General features: G+C 62.2%; 13 protein-coding genes and 3 pseudogenes. 7 read left to right on the forward strand and 9 right to left on the reverse strand.

What is annotated here, in order from left to right; all coding sequences use genetic code 11:
- Positions 1-99 precede the first annotated feature (99 nt).
- From ACQP2F_RS15675 to ACQP2F_RS15685, 3 genes are all read left to right on the forward strand, one after another.
- A complete protein-coding gene (locus tag ACQP2F_RS15675) occupies positions 100-384 on the forward strand; it encodes a hypothetical protein (RefSeq protein ID WP_433304642.1) in 285 nt (94 codons plus the stop codon).
- Positions 385-735: 351 nt separating this feature from the next.
- Entirely contained in the window at positions 736-1,071 is a 336-nt protein-coding gene (locus ACQP2F_RS15680) for a hypothetical protein (protein WP_433304644.1), read from the forward strand.
- Between the two features lie 110 nt (positions 1,072-1,181).
- Positions 1,182-1,313, forward strand: a complete 132-nt coding sequence (locus ACQP2F_RS15685; protein ID WP_433304646.1) for a helix-turn-helix domain-containing protein — start codon at positions 1,182-1,184, stop codon at positions 1,311-1,313.
- Positions 1,314-1,510: 197 nt separating this feature from the next.
- Here ACQP2F_RS15685 and ACQP2F_RS15690 read toward each other — a convergent pair whose 3' ends face one another.
- The 3 genes from ACQP2F_RS15690 to ACQP2F_RS15700 all read right to left on the reverse strand — a co-directional run bounded on the left by ACQP2F_RS15690 (position 1,511) and on the right by ACQP2F_RS15700 (position 6,164).
- Positions 1,511-2,308 (reverse strand): NADP-dependent oxidoreductase, encoded by a 798-nt coding sequence (locus tag ACQP2F_RS15690; protein ID WP_433304648.1) that lies wholly within the window; start codon positions 2,306-2,308, stop codon positions 1,511-1,513.
- Positions 2,309-3,314: 1,006 nt separating this feature from the next.
- Complete coding sequence (locus ACQP2F_RS15695) at positions 3,315-4,979, reverse strand: MGH1-like glycoside hydrolase domain-containing protein (RefSeq protein ID WP_433304650.1); 1,665 nt, start codon at positions 4,977-4,979, stop codon at positions 3,315-3,317.
- A 90-nt stretch (positions 4,980-5,069) separates the two neighbouring features.
- The gene (locus ACQP2F_RS15700; protein WP_433304652.1) at positions 5,070-6,164 is read right to left on the reverse strand and encodes a sugar ABC transporter substrate-binding protein; all 1,095 of its coding nucleotides are present in this window, start codon (positions 6,162-6,164) and stop codon (positions 5,070-5,072) included.
- A gap of 765 nt (positions 6,165-6,929) precedes the next feature.
- On the opposite strand from ACQP2F_RS15700, the gene ACQP2F_RS15705 reads away from it, so the two are divergent.
- The 3 genes and pseudogenes from ACQP2F_RS15705 (at position 6,930) to ACQP2F_RS15715 (ending at position 8,935) form a co-directional block, all read left to right on the forward strand.
- Entirely contained in the window at positions 6,930-7,223 is a 294-nt protein-coding gene (locus ACQP2F_RS15705; RefSeq protein WP_433307505.1) for an Lsr2 dimerization domain-containing protein, read from the forward strand.
- A 159-nt stretch (positions 7,224-7,382) separates the two neighbouring features.
- Positions 7,383-7,775 (forward strand): annotated as a pseudogene (locus ACQP2F_RS15710) (transposase); the annotation flags it as partial.
- Positions 7,750-8,935, forward strand: a pseudogene (locus ACQP2F_RS15715) (IS30 family transposase). The pseudogenes ACQP2F_RS15710 and ACQP2F_RS15715, both read left to right, overlap by 26 nt.
- A gap of 102 nt (positions 8,936-9,037) precedes the next feature.
- Here ACQP2F_RS15715 and ACQP2F_RS15720 read toward each other — a convergent pair.
- The 5 genes and pseudogenes from ACQP2F_RS15720 to ACQP2F_RS15740 all read right to left on the reverse strand — a co-directional run bounded on the left by ACQP2F_RS15720 (position 9,038) and on the right by ACQP2F_RS15740 (position 15,801).
- Entirely contained in the window at positions 9,038-9,706 is a 669-nt protein-coding gene (locus ACQP2F_RS15720; RefSeq protein WP_433304654.1) for a hypothetical protein, read from the reverse strand.
- Positions 9,707-9,822: 116 nt separating this feature from the next.
- Complete coding sequence (locus ACQP2F_RS15725) at positions 9,823-11,751, reverse strand: hypothetical protein (protein WP_433304656.1); 1,929 nt, start codon at positions 11,749-11,751, stop codon at positions 9,823-9,825.
- A complete protein-coding gene (locus tag ACQP2F_RS15730; RefSeq protein ID WP_433304658.1) occupies positions 11,748-12,425 on the reverse strand; it encodes an ABC transporter ATP-binding protein in 678 nt (225 codons plus the stop codon). The genes ACQP2F_RS15725 and ACQP2F_RS15730 overlap by 4 nt, the downstream gene beginning before the upstream one ends.
- Positions 12,425-12,952, reverse strand: coding sequence for a PadR family transcriptional regulator (locus tag ACQP2F_RS15735; protein ID WP_433304660.1), 528 nt, complete (start codon positions 12,950-12,952; stop codon positions 12,425-12,427). Before ACQP2F_RS15735 ends, ACQP2F_RS15730 begins: the two co-directional genes overlap by 1 nt.
- A gap of 1,701 nt (positions 12,953-14,653) precedes the next feature.
- Positions 14,654-15,801, reverse strand: a pseudogene (locus tag ACQP2F_RS15740) (IS630 family transposase).
- 1,380 nt (positions 15,802-17,181) lie between these two features.
- On the opposite strand from ACQP2F_RS15740, the gene ACQP2F_RS15745 reads away from it, so the two are divergent.
- Complete coding sequence (locus ACQP2F_RS15745; protein ID WP_433304662.1) at positions 17,182-18,375, forward strand: hypothetical protein; 1,194 nt, start codon at positions 17,182-17,184, stop codon at positions 18,373-18,375.
- Positions 18,376-18,548: 173 nt separating this feature from the next.
- Here the strand turns inward: ACQP2F_RS15745 and ACQP2F_RS15750 are convergent, their stop codons facing one another.
- On the reverse strand, positions 18,549-19,130 hold the full coding sequence (locus ACQP2F_RS15750; RefSeq protein ID WP_433307507.1) for a hypothetical protein: 582 nt from the start codon (positions 19,128-19,130) through the stop codon (positions 18,549-18,551).
- Positions 19,131-19,328: the final 198 nt, after the last annotated feature.

Here is a 19,328-nt window from a genome sequence, read left to right on the forward strand (position 1 = left end):
CACCGCGGGCATCATGCACTTGATCGACCCCACCTTTTCCACCCGCAGGTACAGGACTTCCTGCCGGCGCGCGACGCCATCATCATCGTCACCGGGGGGTTGTTCCTTGCCGCGGCAATCGGACTGCTCACGCCGGCTAGCATCCGACGGTACGCCGCCGTCGGGCTCCTCGCGCTGCTGTTGGTGGTTTGGCCGGGCAACTGGTATGGCGCTGTCGAGGCTGGTAGTTATGTCAGCCCCGGAGGCCCCAACGTCATCGACTGGATCCGCGTGCCGTTCCAACTGCTGTTCGTCGCCGTCGTCTGGTGGGCCAACCGCGACGTTCTCACCCGCGACGGCATCCGCTGGTATGTCCGAAGGCGAGGACACCCGCATGCCCGTTGACGCGGAGGACCCGCCGGCCGTCCATCAGTCTGCGCGATCCGGGTGCGGCGCCACTGAAGTGTTACTGCGGGTCGGTATCAGCGGCGCACGCCGCGGGTGGCCAGGCGTCCGCCCCGTCCGCGTTTGGCAACAATGTCAAGTAGTCTTGTCGACAAGTGGACTTGTCAGTAAGGTGCGACTATGACAAACCGTAAGCAGCGCAGGATGCAACCGTCTCTCCTCGGTCGCTTCGTCGACTGGGCCCTTGACCGGAGCGGCTCCGGCGTCTATGGCGACGAACAGGAACGGCACCGGTACTAGGAAGGCACGGTCCTTACCAACGGTGTGCAGTGGCAAACAGTGCTGTGGACGTTGACCGTCCTGTCCTGGACCACCCACGGGAGCATCAACCAGTACCTGCTGATCGTGTTCGCGGCGGTGGTGGCGCCCGTCCCGCTCCTTCTGCTCTACGGGCTGCGGGGCCGAGTGCGGATGAACACCGGTCCCTGGACGATGCAGACATCGGTGAGCCTCGCCATCACGACGGCGCCGATGCTGGCTTTCTTCATCGCGTTGACGGGCCGCCACGCCGAAATGCAGTTGTACCTGCGCCTCGGGATGGGGCTTTTCGTCGCAGCGTCGTCCATGGTGGCCGTCGACGTGGCGAGCCGTCGTCGGCAGCGCGTTCACCGCACAGCGGAAACGTAGCGGTGACACCGCGCTCCGGCGGTCCGGTGCGCGCCCCGCTCGAGCACGCGCACGCCACTGGGGCCCGCATCCGCGCACACCGAAACGCTCTGGGCCTAAGTCAGCAGCATGTGGCCGACACGGTCAACGTCAGCCGCCAGACGATCGTTTCCATGGAAGCCGGCGATTACGCGCCATCAGTATTCCTGGCCATCAAGATCGCCGCAGCGTTAGCTGTCACCGTGGAAGAACTCTGGGCCTGACCTGCTGCGGCCGGTCGAGGCGGCTGATAACGCAGCATCCGTCTCAGCTTCCGTGTGGCTTTAAAGCGCGGCCGACTTGTCAATGTGGGCAGCCGGCAGCGTGATGGCGTTTGAGGCGGGGTAATACCGCACTCGACGGCATGGCGCTGCCGGTCGCAATCCCGCTGCGACCCACCCCGTCGCCGTGGTGAACATTCCTAGTTGACGGTGAGGACGAGCTTGCCGCGGGCATGGCCAGTGTCGCTGGCGTCTTGGGCGGCTGCGGCTTGGTCAAGGGGATACGTGGTCACGGTGGTAACGAGGGCGCCATCGGCCGCCTCGCGGGCGACTTCCGCGAGGCGCTGCATCGGGCGCGAGCTGGAGCCGGCCGAGAAGGTAATGCCGAGCTGACGTGCCCGGAAGTCGGCGATGGTGACGATGCGGTCGGTCCCACCCCGCAGAACGATTGAGTCCTCGAGGGCACCCTTACCTGCGATGTCGAAGACTGCATCGACACCATCGGGAGATAGTGTCCGGATCCGTTCGACGAGCCCGTCGCCGTACACGGTGGCGGTGGCGCCGAGCGCAGTGAGGTAATCCTGATTTGCGGGGCCGGCGGTAGCAATCACGCGGGCGCCCCGCGTGATGGCGAGCTGGACGGCGATGGTGCCGACCGCCCCCGCCGCACCGTGCAGCACTACCGTCTCGCCGGCCTTGACCCCGAGCAGGTCGAGGACCCGCTCGGAGGTCTCGACCGCTGTCGGCAAAGCAGCCGCCCGCTCCATCGGCAGGTCGGCGGGCCTAATGGTGACCATGGTGGCGGCGGCCAGCGCGAATTCGGCGTAGCTCCCAGTCTCCGACCAGCCGAAAACGCCGTCGCCGACAGCGAATTGCTGAACGCCCTCACCGACGGCGTCCACGATCCCGGCGATTTCGTTGCCGGGAACAACCGGCGGCGTGACCGGGAACATCGCTTGCAGCGCACCTGAACGGATCTTGCTGTCGAGGGCGTTCACTCCCGCTGCCCGCACCTGCACGCGAACCTGGCCCGGCCTGGGTTCGGGTGCATCGATGTCGACCAGCTCTAGTTCCGCAGTCGTGCCGAACTGCGCGAACTGAATGGCTTTCAGAAGTCTCCTTGGAACTTCAGGTGGCTACGATTGGATGCGGAGTGTTGCGCTGGCGGGGCGACTTCCGCGTCGGCGCCGTCACCAGCCTCGGTGAGTTGACCACCGTGGGCGGCTTGCGATAACGATTTGCTCCGGCGGAGAATGCTCCGTCCCCCGGCCCGTCTCCAGCGCGATGCGCTCGAGAGAGGGATGGCCGGGGTGCCCACGTGCGCGAATTCAAGACAATAGTGTCGCCAGGTTCGATGCTCAGAAACAACCATTATCTTGTGATTCCGCCGGAACTTCGACCATTATAGGTGTCCATGCAATGTAAAAGGGGTGACGCGCATCGAACAGGGCAAGGTAGCATAGTAGGGACAATCTTCTTGTAGTCGGTGAATCGGATTTGAGCGATCCTCCCGGAGCGCGACGCGGCACCGACGTATCGACGTTGCAGGCGCCATTCTATGAGCTTGTGTCGCGGGGTGGCCCAATCCCGAGCAACTTGACTGCATTCTTGCGCTGAGAAGCGCGCTGTCGAATCCTGAAGCCGCATTTGCAAGCGTCCCATGTGCGCCCGGAGTGCCAGCGAACATCTCGATAGGGCGACCTCGCCAAAAACGGCGGTATTCGGCCATTCGATGGGCGACGCGAACAGATCAATAAGGCCGCCCAACTTGTGGCCGCCAGCATTGACCCCAGCAAGAGATCAACAGCGACGCGGCAACCATTCGAGTCGTCGCTAGACACCCATTACACGACGCCGTAGGTGGGCGGCCTCAAGCCAGCCGGAGGTTTCCGGAAGGACAATTGGCCGCCCAAGAAGGTTGATCGAGCCAGCACTTCGGCTACTTCTCCTCGTCGGAGGGACAGCATAAACAGATCAGCCGACTTCAGACCTTCGGAGGCGGCGCTAGAGCAGATTCGAGAAAGTGTATTTGCCGGGTGCAGTGATCGTCCGTGTAACAATTGACCGCGTGGTGTCCAGCTTCAGGGTGAGGGGATGAGCGGCGTCAACGTTAGTAGCTTCGACCGATACGGTGACCGGCGAGTATAGGTTCGCCCGCGCTGAAGCATTCAGACTGACCGTTTTGGTACCCTTCTCTGTCTTTCCTCCGAAGCGAAGGTTGCTCAGCCCGTGCTTCTGGATTGTCTCGAGGCGCCACGATATTGTGTTGGACGGAGCATCAGGTTGAATACCGAGGATGTACCGGTAGAAGAGGTCGATCGGGCCAACGCCGCTCCATCCCACAAAGTTGGGGCGCGCGTATCCGCCACCGTTCGTCGCAGGCGCGACAACTTCAGGAGCATAAGCTTCCCAGATTTGTCCAGCACCCCACTGGGGACCGGAAGAATTATACACCGCAACCATATTTGACACATGGTTGCGTGCAGCCTTCGACGCATCAGCAGAATAACCGTACGCCTGCAGTCCGTCGATTACCATCATGGTGGTAGGGGCCCAGACTCCACCGCGCCAATAGCTTCCAAACTTCGAATAGGATCCGTTGTCAGCCGACAACGACGGGAAGGAGTGGGGACGCGCGAACTCCGCCTGGTTGCGAAGGTGGCCGACTAGTCGCTCTGCTCGGGCAGCGTCCGGGATTCCCGCCAGCATGGTCCAGAAAGTGCCGATCGTCTTGACGTTGGTGAACGAGCCGTCTGGTCGGATGTCATAGTAGAAGCCGCTTCTGTCGTCCCACATGTGATCATTAATCAGCTTCTTGAGAGCCTCATATTCCGTATCGAACGTGTTTGCGATGCTTTTAGCGTCAGCAGTGCCTATGGCCCTCGCGATGCGAGCGATGCTCCGCGCATTGAGAGCTTGTTGTGCGGACAGATCAATCCACGACAGGCCAGAACCTGTCCGTGGTGAATTGTCCATCCCCGAGGCCAACAGGGTCGTCCAGTACAGGCCATTCGCGTTGCGCCGATGTGACTTGATCCAATAGAAATGTGACGTGAGCGCCGGAAGTACCGTGGTAAGCCGCTTTACGTCGCCGGTGAGGGTGTAGTAGAGCCATTCCGCGTATGCTTCGAGTGGCGGGTTAGTGTTGTTATTTGAGCGCGCGCCTGCCGGCGGAGGATTCGAAGGATCCGGGTACCACACCCACGAACCGTCAACTTCTTTCAGTTCACGGTCCCAGAAGCCGACGTTCGATCCGGTCGTAAGTCGTTTGCCGTAAAAGTTGTCCAGACTTTGGATGCCAGGGAAGGTGTCAGGGGCCCAGCGTGCCCACATCGACATAAAGCAACTGTCCCACAGAAAAACGCGGTCGTTGAAGCCCTCGTCCATGTAGCGGGCCGCGAAGCCGTTTTGGGCAGTGCCCTTCTGAATATTGGTGGACCCAATCTGCCAGGCACGATTGCTGAGCGTGACCCAGCTCGGTTGGGATGTCAGATCGATCTGCGGCACCAAGGTCTTTAGTGTTGTGCTGTCGATCGGAGCAACCGGTTCTGACGCGGCTGCTGATCGGCCGAGCAGAATCGGACCGGCAGCAGCCGCGGCGATCGCGGCTGCCGATCCTTGCAGTACACGCCGCCGCGAAAGCCTTGCGTCTTCTCCCTGACGTGGCATTGTTCCTCTTTCCATTATAGGCGGACAATCATGCAACTTCTCGCCGTAGTCATCTCTTGATCGAAGAGCTCGTTTTTGTCTTAGCAGGTTTCACGAAAGATATTTGTCACACAGCTTTTGAACATCGCGGACGCACAGCTGCTGGCGCGACACAAGGCCGTCGTCAAGAACAAGCTTGATGTTACTTCGGTAGATGACCCGCGACGGAAGCAGAATCGCGGGAATGTATGCTCCGGTCTCCTCGTCCTTGACTTTACCGAGAACTTTCGGGGTGTGACCTTGCAGGAGACCGATCGCAAGGGCAGCAGCTGCATCTGACTCCGGCTCGATTGACTTGTAGACGGTCATGCATTGCCAACCGCGTAGAACGTTCTGCAGGCCGCCGATCGTTGCGTCCTGTCCCGTCACGGGCACCGCTCCGGCGAGACCGCGAGCGCGAAGAACACCGATTACTGCGTTGGCTATACCGTCGTTCGCAGCGACCACACCCCGAATTCGCGGTTGTTGGTCCAACATCTGAGTGAAGATTTTGCGGGCCTCGTCGGTATTCCAGTCCGGAACGCTCTGGTCCGGGCCCTTCAGCATCTGCGCATTGTCGTACTGCGGCTGCAATACCGAATCGTACCCTTGCCGGTATAGGGCGGCGTTGTTGTCGGAGGGCGAGCCGTGAAGTTCGGAGACAATTGGATCTACAAGCTTTCGTTCCGCCAAGCATTTGAGCAACGCCTGACCTTGGAGAACTCCGACAAGGACGTTGTCGAAGCTCACATAATAGTCCGCGCCACCGCCGACGGTAAGGCGATCGTAGTCGATCGTGTAGATTCCTTTGCTCTTGGCAAGCCGGACGACCCGGCTGCCGCTTTCACTGTCGAGGCTGGCGGTAATCAAAACTTTGACACGACGCGCTATCATCTGTTCGCCGATTTGGACGAAGCGCGCCGGACTGCCCTCGGCATTTTGAATGTCCGCCGCCACGCCGGCCTTCGTGAAAGCTTTCGCAAGGAAGACGGGATCGAAGTCCGTCCAGCGCTGCGACGTGACGCGGTCCGGAAGTATTACCCCAATGGCGGGACCTGAAGAAACGGGCGTCGGCGTGGTCGTTTCAGGCTTTCTGTCGCTGCAGCCCACGACGGCGAAGAACGCCACCAGCGGCAATAAGAGGAGGGTCTTGACTAACCTGTCCATCGTCCTTCTCCAGTACGTCACATCTGAGGGCGCGACGTGAACTCCACACGTGAGGAAACCGGCATCTCTTTCCCCGTCCACGAGGAAATTCTCCGGTGAGCGAAGAGCATCGGCCAAGAAGCGAGGTGTCATGACGCGTTCCGATTAACGAAATCAAAACTGCCGTCAGATTCGCGTTCCGGCCGCTATATATTTATGCACGTCCGGGGAGGCCAACAAGTTCGCGTGAGCGCTCTCGCTCACTTGCAGAAAAGCGTTGCTCATCCTAATCCGTATGCCGAGAGGGTCCGATCTAGCATGTCTCACCCTTCTCCCGACCGGTTCACCCGTCAGGGGGAGAAGAGTGCGCCCCTTCGCCTCGGATGTCAACAGATGACGGACGATGATGGCAGGTTCTGCTCGTTTATCAATCCGCCTCAGCCGAAAGGCTGATCGGAGACCGGTAGCGGTAGGCATGTCACGACGAGCGTAAAGTTAGAAAAGTTTCCTATTTTATGCGCGCGACAGGGCGGAGCACCCGTTCTGCTGCATGTAGGGCGTAAAACTGACGATCGTCCTCGGACTGATCCGCTAACTTTAAGCCTTGATTTATGCCAAGGGACTATTCGATCGCAGCTCGGGCGTCAGCGTTAGAACGCGCTACATAGTAGTTATTCATCGTTGTATGCGAATTGTCGCTCACCTTCGGCGTCGCGAGGTGTAGCTTGGAGCACCCCGACAAGTCGATGGAGCGCAGCGGCTGTGGCAAAGCAAACCTTCACCAAGATGACAGACGATCTGGGCAGCGGCGACGCTGACTGCAGCGTTGAGTTCGCCTTGGACGGCGTCGCATACACGATTGACCTTTCCGACTCGAATGCTGTCAAGTTGCGAGACGCTCTCCAGCCTTTCATAGACGCAGCTCGCCGCGCCAATTCCACCGGAACTTCCCATCGATCTTCTCGCCCTACACGCCCGTCGACCTCGACGTCGAGAGCTGCGGTTAGCAACCGCCGCAAGGCTGACGATCGACGGACTGACGTCGACCACCCGACCCCAGAATCATTACCTGTCGGTTGATCAGCTCCTCAGCAGGGACTGTGGATCTAACGGTGTTTCGGGCCTGACCCGCCGGGCGTAGCCCGGCGAGGAAGGCAGCGTGATGACTACGACACTGGATGATGTGACTCCTCGAGGAGGAAGCCGGAGCCGTCGGCGGAGACCGCTGCGGCGGCGGAGCTGGTGCGGCTGGTCAAGGAGCAGGGCTTGTCGTTGACCGGTCCGGACCGGCTGCTCAAGCAGCTGACGAAGGTGGTCTTGGAGACCGCGCTGAACGTGGAGATGACCGAGCGCCTCGGCTACGCCAAACACGACCCGGCCGGGGCTGGATCCGGCAACGTGCGCAACGGCACCCGGGCGAAGACGGTGCTGACCGACGCCACTGGTCACGTGGAGATCGAGGTGCCGTCGGATCGTGCGGGCACGTTCGAGCCGCAGATCGTCAAGAAGCGGCAGCGCCGGTTGACCGGCGTCGACGAAGTCGTGCTATCGCTGTATGCCAAAGGCCTGACGACCGGTGAGATCGTCGCTCATTTCGCCGAGATCTATGGGGCGTCGGTGTCGAAGGAGACGTCTCGGGGATCAGGCCGCCGCTGTGGTGGGCGTGTCGCTCAGCTGCGGGTCGGTGTGGTTTATGGACGCTGGCAGGGTGAGCTTCGTCGAGACACCGATCAGCGGCCGGCTTCTGAGTCATGACGACCGGATCGAGATCGCTGACGGGCTGGTCCGCGGCGAACCGGTGAAGTGGATCGCGGCCAGGATCGGCAAGAGCTATCAGAGCGTCTGTCGGGAGATCGCCCGCAACCGCAAGCCGGGCGGCCGGTATCAGCCCTGGTACGCCCACAACCAGGCCTATCTGCGTCGACGCCGGCCCAAACTGCGTCGGCTGGCCGGCGACGCCGGGCTGCGCGAGGCGGTCGCCCTGAAACTGCACACGCGCTGGTCACCTGGTCAGATCAGCCGGTGGCTGCGGCGGCGCAATCCGCGGCGCAGCGCCTGGCAATTCTGCCCGGAGACGATCTACCAGGCGCTCTATCATGGTCTGGTCGTGCCGCCCGGTCCGGCGAACCTGCGCACCGGCCGTACCTATCGGAGGCGTCGGGGACGCGGGCGTGCCGCCCGGTCCGGCGAACCTGCGCACCGGCCGTACCTATCGGAGGCGTCGGGGACGCGGGCGCTCCCGGGAGGGCGCCCTCATACAGTCCACCCTGATGAAGTCGATCCACCAGCGGCCGGCCGCGGTCGAGTCCCGCCGGCAGGCCGGGCATTGGGAGGGTGACCTGATCATGGGAGCCGGTCAACGGTCGGCCATCGCCACGCTGGTCGAACGCAAGACCCGGCTCACCGTGCTGGTGAGACTGCCCGGTGATCACAGTGCCCCGTCGGTCGGTGACGCCCTCATCGAGGTCTTCGCCAGTATGCCCGCCCGGCTGCGGCGGACGCTGACCTGGGACCAGGGCAACGAGATGTTCCACCACCAGCAGATCGAGAACACCACCGGCCTACGGATCTACTTCGCTGACCCGCACTCGCCCTGGCAGCGCGGCAGCAACGAGAACACTAGCGGGCTTCTGCGCCAATACCTGCCCAAGGGAACCGACCTGAGCGTCCGGACCGACGGCCGACTCAATCAGATCGCTGCCGAGCTCAACGACCGGCCCCGGCTCTGCCTCAACGACAAGACCCCAGCCCAGATCATGCGATCATTACTCAGTCAGCAGACAGCGAGCTGATTCGCAACGATCCCTGGAAACTGCCAGCCTTTGACAAAGAGAGGTGCCGTTCGTTTGACAGGCCCTTAGCGAGATAGTCCCGTCTGGTGCTTGTTCCTGCGGCTAGTTTTCACAGGTTTGTCCTGCTTCGATGGTGGTGATGGTGCCGGTGGGGGTGGGGTTAGTGGCGGTGCCGAGGATGTTGCCTTCGGGGAGGGTGATGGTGAAGTCGGCGCCGTTGTCGGTGGGGGTGATGGTTGTTCGTTTGCCGTAGGTGGTGCGTAGTTGGGCGAGGGTTTGGCCGGGGGAGAGGTTGGTGGGGGTGGTGGTGTCGGAGGTGGGGGTGAGGTTGTAGGCGAAGAAGTGGCGGGTGGGTCCGGCGTATTGGGTGGGTCCGTCGGTGAAGTAGAGGTGCAGGTTGCCCCAGGAGATGATGCGTAGGGTGTTGCCGGGGCAGCCGTTGGTGATGTCGGTGCTGGGTTTCCAGCCGGTGTCGGCGGTGGGGTTGCCGTAGGCGGTTTTGAGGGTTTGCAGGGTTTTGTCGGGGGTGGCGCCGAAGCGTACGGCGCGGAGTCCGTTGCCGCGTAGCGCGATGTCTTCGCCGGTGAGGGTGGTGGGCGGGGTTGATCGTCGGGCTACCGGCTGGGCCGGCGCTGTGGTAGTCGCCGTGGTGGTGGCCGGCGCTGTCGGGCTGGCGGTGGGGCGTGCTGGCCGGGTGGTGGTGTCGGCGCAGCCGCTGAGGATGGCGCTGAGGGCGACCAGGCAGGAGGCCGTCGCGATTGTCCGACGCATGTTTGTTTCTCCTTGGTGTGGCAGGTGCGTTGATGCCTCACACACGCGCGGCCCGGATGTCTGGTTGACGCACCCGCAGTGATCCGGACCACACCACCTGCGGACCGGGACCCTACTCATTCATGGCGCAGATCGGCCGGTCGTACGCGACCACCTAGCCCGGCTGCTGTCGCCACAGCGATCAGAGCACCGGCCACCAGTGCAGCGACACCGACGACGCCGGCCGTAGACCACGGTGTTGCGGTTCGTTGCCCGGCCATCGCGAGATACGCCACGCCAATCAACAAGCCAGTTCCAGTTGCCGTCGGTATCGCAGCGGTCAACGGAGCGGCAGTGTGCAGAAGGTGGCTGAAATACAACACGCGAGGATTGACGCCCACGATCGCCAGACCGGCCAAGTAGCGGCGACGTTGTACAGCTGCGTCCGCCCCGGTGACAAGAAGCGCCAACAGGCACACAATGACGATTGCGCCGGCGAGGCCGTATGTCACGGCGCGGTATCCGGCCACGACCTCGAGCTCGCTGATATCTTCCGGCTGAACCGACACCGACGGGCCGACCGCGCGTTCCAGCCGGGTGATCGCGTCGGTGCCGCTATCGAGCAGCACCGTCCAGACATCGGGCTTAGGCAGGAAGCGATCAAGGCCAGCGGTGGCGACGGGCACGAAGAGCTGCGCGTCCAACGCCCAGCTTCCGTCGTGGACAGCCTGCAAGTCGATACGTCCGACGCGGGGAAGGGCAAGGAAGGTTTCTCCCGCGGCCGTAAAGGGCCCGGCAGGGGAGTGCACCAGCCGTGCCGTGGGCGTGAGAGGCGGGGGCGGTTGACCGGCGGTGGACAGCCACGCGGGCTGGTCGTCACGGCACCCGGGGGCAGGCCCGTTGAATGCCTCGAGGTCGGCGCAGGTACCGACCAACAGATTGCCGCAACCGCTGCCCCAGCCGACGGGGTGCGCTGTCTGCTCCGTCGGTGTGCAGGCGCGTTGGACGGCGTAGTAGCGCGCTACAGCGGCATGCACGCCGCCGACGACATGGATACGGGAGAGGTCCACGCCGGGGCCGTCGGTCGACAACTCGGCGGCCTGGGGGCCGGTGGTCGCGGCCCGCCGCGCCGCCAGATACTGCGGAGTCGCTTCATAGGTGACAAGGACGCACGATGCCGCACACACCAGAGCGATCGTCACCGCCATTACGGCAACCAGTCGCGTGGTGGTCGCAGACTCCTGCTGCAGCCGACGCGCTGCCAACAGCATGCTCGCCCGTCGAGCGCGACCAGCCGCCACATCCCCGGTCAGCCGGACGGCGATCGGGATGACCAACGGAAGTGCTAGGCCGAGCAGAATCACACCAGCGCAGAACACGAGGAAATGTGCGCGACTGATCTCCATGTCCTGTTTCAAGGGCCGTACTGCTACGACGAACAAAATCGCTGCTCCGGCGCCGAAAGGAATGAGTCGCCACCAGCCCGGACGGGCTGGCACAACCGCACGGCGCACCGCGAGTGGGCTCTTGACGATGCCGCCTATCGGGGCCAACGAGACCGCCATGGACAAGACAGGAACACCGGCGACCACGACAGCCCAGCCGGCAACCGACGGCCAAAGGTGGGTTCCACCGAACCACCGACGCCAGTGTTCATCAACGTCAAGAAGTGCGAGGCGGACAGCGTAGGCGTACAGAACGGTTCCGGCGATGGCACCCGTCGTCGCCAAGAGACCTGCTTCGGCGGCGACGATCCGCACCGTGCGCCGGCGAGACACACCAAGAAGATGCAGTGCTGCCAGGCGACGATCGCGCACACCGGACGACAGACGAGTAACACTGCCCAACAACGCCACAACTGGGAGCGCCAGATACAACACGACAACAAGCGCCAGATCACGCTGCTGGCTCTCGCCGCGACCGACAGACGGATCGAATACCACGTCAACGATGGCTGCGGCCGTCACGAGGACTGCCACGCTGAGGGCATTGCCGGCAACGACAAGGCCGGCGCGACCCCACCCACCCGCAACAGCAAGACGAAATCCGAGCAGAGCGTCGTTCATGCTCGCCTCGCTGCCGTTACTACCTGACCATCGCTGATGACGATTTCCCGATCGGCATGAGAAGCCACCATCGCGTCGTGGGTGACCAGCACCACTCCCGCTCCTTCCCGGCGCGACAGCCGCAGGAGAGCTTCAAGCACCAACTCGCCGGACGCGCTGTCCAACGCGCCCGTCGGTTCGTCGGCGAACACCACTGCCGGCCGGTGCACCAATGCCCGCGCCACTGCGGCCCGTTGCAATTGCCCTCCCGAAACCTGACCTGCGCGGCGGTTGACCGTGACACCTATGTCCAGACTGCTCGAGATCTCTGCTGCTCTTCGCAGTGCTGACTGACGGCGAACCCCCGTCAGCAGCAAAGGTAGAGCGACATTCTCCAGCAGCGTCAACTCGGGAACAAGATCACCGAATTGGGGCACATAACCGAAGCGGCGAAGCCTCAAGTCGGCGCGATCCCTGGCCGTCAATTGATCCACCCGCTGACCGTCGAACGTGATTCGTCCGCCATCGCACCGCAAGATCCCGCTGAGGCAATGCAAGAGACTGGACTTGCCTGACCCGCTCGGCCCCATTACCGCAACTGCTTCACCGGCGCCGATCGCAAGATCCACACCCCGCAGCACCGGCGTATCATTAATGGCCAAGGAGAGATTTTCCGCGACCAACAGCGCGCCCATCAGTGGCCGCCATCCGCAGCACGGGGGCCGGCCAGCCGCCGGCCGGCGAGATCAATCCACCTGAGCTCAGCTTCCAGATGTGCAATCTCATAGTCCGCGGCCAGCCGGTCAACGACGTCGCCGCCATCCGCGGCTCGTCTCACCTGCCTCATCCGCTCGACGTATTCGCTCTGCTGCACCTGCAGCACTCGAGCGGGTGACCGACCCGAGGTTAGAGCCAAAACTGTCTTCGTGAATAGGACCCCGCGCGCATAGGATGAGGCGGGCTCCGGCGTCGTCAACCACGTCGAGAGCTCTTCGACCCCAAGCTCGGTGATGGCGTACAGTCGCCGGTCCGGACCGCCACCTGCTTCCACGCCGACGAATTCCGCCAGACCGTTGCGCTGCAAACGAACTAGCGCGGCGTACACCTGACCGATTCCCACGCCTCGGTCAGGCCCGAATCGGGCGTCATAGTCACCCTTTAACGCGAATCCGTGTTTGGGCTTGGCCTCGAGCAGGCCGAGCAATATCTGCGAGAACGCCATTGCGATATAGTACACATGGTGTACACACTAGGTGTGTAACGATTCGGACGCGTCCGCGAATGAGCGATCTGTTCGTCGCCCACACGAGCCGGTCAGGTCCACGGCGACGCCGGTCGTCGGCGTGAACCGCAATGATCTCGACACTTTCCAGGCTCCGGGTCCGACATAGATCCACTGTGGCGCTTCCCGGTTATTGTCTTTACGGGTAGCTGTCAGCAGGTACTGATCAGCATCCGATAGGGCGTTGGCGGTAGCGTTGACCAGGCACAACCGCGGCGGCCAAAGCCGTTCGGTAGCAGGCGGCTCGGATGTTCGACCAGAGCAAGTCGGCAGTCGAGGTCGCCGGGCGGCTCGAAGTACCGACGAAATCGGCCCAGCAGTGACCGCGGACGAGGTCACTGGCGGGCAGCCAGGCCATGCCGTCTCCAAAGGCTCGGCGGGGTCGGAGCCGAAGCTGTCGGATGAGCAGCTCGTCCGGCTCACCGACCGCCTCAAACGAGGACCTGCCCTGGCAGGCGATGACGAAGGACCCGGTACCGGACGTCGGCTCGGGTGCGGGGCGTTGATCGCGACAATGTTCATCGACGGGTCGGGATCAGCACGGGGCGGCAGGCGAGGTGCCGGCTCGGTTTCATAGTTAGTGCCGAAATTCCCGGTGGGTGACGAGCGCGGCGCGGGCGCGATCGCGCACTGGCACCAATATCAGTTGGCCGGCGGAAAGAAGGTCGCCGGCCACACGTTCGCCTGGACCGTCCTGCCCGACGAGTGCGGCCAGCCGCTCACGTCGAACAAAGCCACGACGTGGGTACCCCAAGGCGTGCCGCCGCTGGTGAAGGTGACCGCCGAGGGCGCCGTGCGGCTCTTGGTAGCCTGGCTGTGCTGTGACCCGCCCGGCGACCGCTCCCGGCTGATCCACCGCAACCGGTTGAGTAACGGGGCCACGGGCACTGCGCGGCCCGGTCGGTGTAGGTCACGGACTCGCCTACCACGGGTCGAGCGATGCGGCGCACTACCTGGTCGGACGAGGCGGCGCATCAGAGGCTGGCCTCAGCGATCAGCTCGTCAGCGAGGCGCTGAGCCACCCATTTGCTGCTCAAGTCGATTCCGTTCGCGTATCTCGGCGTCTGACGCCTTGCAGCAGTTGTCAGATTCTTGTTGAACGTTCACACGCCTGCGGACGGAGGGATTGACCGATGTCCCCGGGCGTGTGTAGCGGTGGAGAGCCGAGCCCTCGTACAGGGCGCTTGGGCGGGTCATTGGCGAGCGCGGGGCTATGTCGCAGAACGCAGTGGGTGCCACATCCGGCGAGAAGTTGGTGCGGATGCCGATCGGTTCGGCCCGCGGCGGTATAGGTGTGCGGCAGCATCACAGCTACCTCCGTCGCCGCGACGCCGCTAGCTCAGCGGTGGGGGCCGGTGGCACTCTCGCCTTCGCGCAGATGCCGTGCCACCGGGTCAGGCGGTCATTCGAGCCACGCAATGACCGCCTGACACCGGAAACGTGAAACCCAAATATTCACCGTCCGGTGATCGCTGTTTCGATCCGGTAGCGGCGGACGGCTGGCAGCATCAAAGACAACTCCCGTAGGCCTTCGGACAGCATGCGGGAGTACCGGCGGCACGGTTCCCTCCTGGCCCGTGTCGCCGGGCGGCGGCCGGTCCGTGGCGTCGGTGGTAGCGAGGTCGGGATCGGCGTCGTTCTTTAATGGGGGCTAGAGCCCTGACCACGGGTGCGTTCGCGGCGTTGGGTGGCCAGGATGTCGGGGTGGCGGGCGTTGGCGTTGTGTCCGCGCAAGTATAGGTGCAGGTGGTGGGTCAGTGAGGGGTGAGTGGGGTGGTCCGAGCCGGCGATCACGAAGGTGCGCAGCGGCCCGAGCTGGGCCTCGGTCGGGTTGGACCATGATGGGTACGTCGGGTTGAAGCACGGCTCGGTTCCGCAGGGCCCAGGCGCGGATCTTGGCGCCCTTGTGTGCGGACAGGTTGTCCAGGATGAGGGCAGATGGGGGTGCCGTGCGGCCGCGCTCGGCGGATCGACGTGGGCGCGGTCGGGGTGTTTGTGGCGCTGTTGCGCCGCTGGACGAGGCTTCCCAGCTGGTCATCGCTGATCGAGTGGCAGCCGGGCAACGGCCGGATCTGATGCAGCTTGTGATAGTTCGCGGGCAAATGGGGCAGGTGTCGCTTGGGCGCCCAGCCCGAGCCGGTCTACGGACCGATCACCAGCGGGCCGATCTCGTCGAACGCGCACACTCGCTGCGGGAAGGTGCTGGTGAGGTAGTCGATGCGGGCCAGTTTCGTGTCACGCTGCGGGTCGGTCGGCTCTTTGCACGTCTTGGTCGGCTGGAACGTGATCCACGTGCCTGTTCAGCAGTAAGCGCAGCCGTTCCCGCCTGATGTCGATCGGGGTGGGCGGCCTGCGTGGTGAGGTAGTCGGCGAGTTTGCGGATGTTCCACCGGGGGAACGGCCGTCCCGATGCTTTGGGGCGTGTTGGCCGTCGCGACGATGAACTGCTCGTCATCGGGACTGATCAAGCCGGTGGCGGCCACCCGCCGACCGAGGGTCCAGGCTGGCCATGCCCGACTGGTTGAACCGGTGGATGACCTGCCGAATCGTGTCCCGGTCCGTCTATACCAGACGGGCGATCGCCGGCACGGTGTTGCCGCCGGCCGAAGCCAGCACGGTTGTTCGGCGGGGACGACCACTGGCAGCCTCGGGGGCGAACTGATCGGCCATTGACACACGATCATGGCCCGCCGTAATCGGATAGGTGAGCCGGTGCCCCGGCGGGTGATTCTCAGCAGCTGCTGACCTTCCTGGTCACTGAGCCGCCGCACGCGTACAGGATCTGCCACCGCCCCAGCCTGAACGCCACAACGCCGCCCAGCCGACAGGCCGGACGGCGTGTCATTTAACACCGCGAACGTTCTAAGTCAGAGCACTAGCCGACATCCTCCGGTAGAGCTCAATCCTCTAATCATAGGAGCGTATCAACGGCGCGGCTCAACCCTTGCCTCCTCCCAGGTAGCACTTGGTACAAGAATCTAATAAGACACCGGCTTCGTGATCTGCTTCCCTAGAAGTCATGAGACGGCACGGAGATGAAGACCTCGCTACAGCAGTTCGCCGTCTGCTACTGACAGCTACTCTGTCATCTTCGAATGGCGGCTGTGGCCGCGCGGTGACCTCGGAAGGTAGCCTCGAAGTCAGCTACGACTTCGAGCGGCGTCTACCGCCATTTCGAGCACGGCGGCCTCAAAAAGCCCGTCGACACCGCGCGAAAGGACCATGCAAATTGAGCAAGCCTCGACCGCCACTCAATCTGTTGCTTACGCACGCGCGGCTCGCGCGACCGTCATTATCCAAGCCGGGCCGCTCGATGTCTCGACGCGAACTCGCCGATGCAGTCAATAGCTACCTCTGGAAAACGTACGTTATCCACCATCACTGGGATGAGAACGATATTGGACGGCTAGAACGAGGTCTCAGCCGCTGGCCCAGCGAAAGACGTCGGGAAGCATTCCGCATTGTTCTCGGAGTGTCGACCGATAGCGACCTCGGCTTTTACCCTCCGCAGCCGGCATGATCGTGGGCGTAAGGCCTGACAAGCACCGTTAGTGAGGGCCGAGCAACCCTGCACCGTGGATCTCCAGGTCTATGCTTCCTACGTATAAGACGGGAGAACCATTTTCACAGCCAAGCGCTCGCCGTACGATCGGCCTGAGAAGCGGACCTGCTATCTGTCCCTGAGATGGCCTTTGGAAGCTTGCCCTAACAAAATGTGTACCCGCAGAATGCATCTGATGACTCCGGAGGTGATTCGCCGTGGCTTCTCCACGCCATGAGTTTCGTGTCGATCCCGACGCACTGCACAACATCGGCACGAACCTTCGGGCTGTGGGCTTCGTCATCGACTCAGTAGGTCTTGCAGTAACTCACGATGTTCCTACGCGAGACATTTGCGGCAACGCTACGGCCGCCCAGGCAATATCAGAATTCGTCGCTCACTGCGTTGAAGCGTCAAGGAACAGCCAAAGGCGGACCGAGCAACTATCTCATGGTATCGATACCTACGCTAACGCGAAGGTCGCGCAAGATAGTGAAATAGCAGATAGATACGCCGCGGCCGAGAGGTCGGCGGGCGCAGCTCGCATGACCCCCTGATCGCGAAGTGCACGTTGAGCTTTTTCAAAAGCTAGGTCGCCAGTATCCAATAATCGAAGAAGGGAGATTCAATGGACATTGCTGGCATCGGCGATGCGAGCATCATAGCAAGCAGTTCTCCCGAAAAAATCGAACACTATGCTTTCAATCTCCGCTTCAACGCCGGTTTGGTAGGCGATTGCGGGCGTCGGCTGAATGGACTGGTTCCCAAAGACGACGTTTGGCAAGGAATTGTCAAGGATCCGTACGCTATCAGCGCACACCGTGAAGCTGATACTACAGCATGGATCGCAAAGGCCCTGTACGACGGGGCACTGGCGTTGAGTCGGTATGGCAGAACGTTAGCGCAAGCCCAAAGGCGACTTGCCTCGGTATTGAAGATGGCACAGACCGCTGCCATTGCTCTCAGCAGGGCCAACGCGGTCATCGGGCCACCCACACCCGTTGAGCAAGCTTCACGCCTTGCACTCGCTCAGACCGCGAAAAAAGCGCAAGTTCAGGCTGAGCAAGCACTCCGTGAAGTACTCTCGTCTGTCGATACCGCAGCGGCCAGTTTGCAAGGTGAGCTACGTGCTTGCGCTTCACGTATCGCTCCGACGAAATCGCTAGGTCAAGAGGGCCTCAGTCTGCTCGGGCTCCACGAATGGAGCGGCGGACGCATGACTAACGACGGCCGGTGGATAGGGAGCGGGCCGGGAGCGTCCGACCGACATGAAGTTGACCACGACAGTACGACCCCTAGCCTCGAATATTTCCAGCTCAAGGTGGGCGAGGTCGAGGCGAGCGTACCCGTGGCTCCTGAAGTTCTGCTCGGCGCTGCAGGAGAAGCCGGCGCTTTCATTGCTACCCCCGTATTTCCTGCCGCGAGACATCCAAGCGATGTCACGGCCGGCACCATCTGGGGTTCTGCAGTGACCATCGGCATGGGCCAGAAAGATGCCGCTACGGTGATGATCGGCCCCGTTACCGAGGTCTACACTTCGATAGACCCGACAAGGGGTGAACCTCACAAGCATGATTTGTGGATGGCCGAGCTCAGCCTCAAGCACAAGGCGATCGGCCTACTCGCGGCTCACGACGAACTTACGGTTTACCATACGAACAAGGTCAGCAGTGCGTCGATCATGCCAGGGCTGCCCGGTCCCGAAGTCGATGTTCATGTCGGCGACGGTTTTACGTTGCGGCTCCCTGGATTTAGTGCCGCAGTAGAAGACGGTTTGCAGAACTATTCTAGGACCACCCAGACTCGCCCTGAAATTCCGTAATGCTCCCACCTGCAGGTGAGATCGGTTGAGGAGGATAAGGTGCGTCCTTTATTCGTCCCTATTTGCGGATATGATAAGATGCAGTGAAGCTGAACGTCGTCTCAGAATCCGCGTTAACTAAGTGGTGGTTCATCGTATGGGTGCCCGCGACGGATGATGTCGCGTGCGGATCGTCAACTTGCCTTAGGGAGACCCGGATCCCTATCAGCATGCAACAGATGATGATCCTGAGGTGCGTCTAGGACCTGAGCGAAATGATCGCTGTGCTTGATCATGTACTGCCAATAGTAGGGTGAGCGATGCTGTACCGACTGACGGAACAACAACCTTTGAGCAAGAATGGCATGCTGCTCAATAGATGGCGCCGCTGTTGAGGAAACCGCGCACATGATGCGGAACCTCGGTGCACGGAAAAATGGGCGAACCTCAACGCCGGTCATGCTACCGCGTGACGGATCGGCCATCGTTACCCCGAGTTGTTCTGAAACCAGAACATTCGAACGATGAAAATCTTCTACCTCATACCGAACTCGAGGTGTAAAGTTCCCGATGCGGTTGCAAATAGTCTCCAGAGCATCGGTGCCGGCGCCACCACCCACGACGACCCAGTGATGATTACGGAAAGTCTCGAGATCTACAATCGATCTTGATACCACTTCTTCTTTGGATGAGAACAGGATGCAAGGCTCGTACGCCAAAACCTCAGTGACGCGCAGGCTTGGGTCGATCTGGGTGGTCGACCACGGCGTTTCCATCCAGAGCGCTACGTCGACGTCACCTGACTTGACGCTGTGGAGCAGGTCCTGCGTCTCTTCGAACGCCCGTAGATCCCAATGTTCCACGCTAGGCGTAGCCGGGAGAGATGCACGACCCGCAGCCGTCGTACTCGCGGTCGTATCTCGCCTCTCGCAGGAACGGAGATGGAAGTATACCTGTTCTATCGCAAGTTTCGC

This window comes from Actinoplanes sp. CA-030573 (genome assembly GCF_050951115.1).
GTDB lineage: Bacteria > Actinomycetota > Actinomycetes > Mycobacteriales > Micromonosporaceae > Actinoplanes.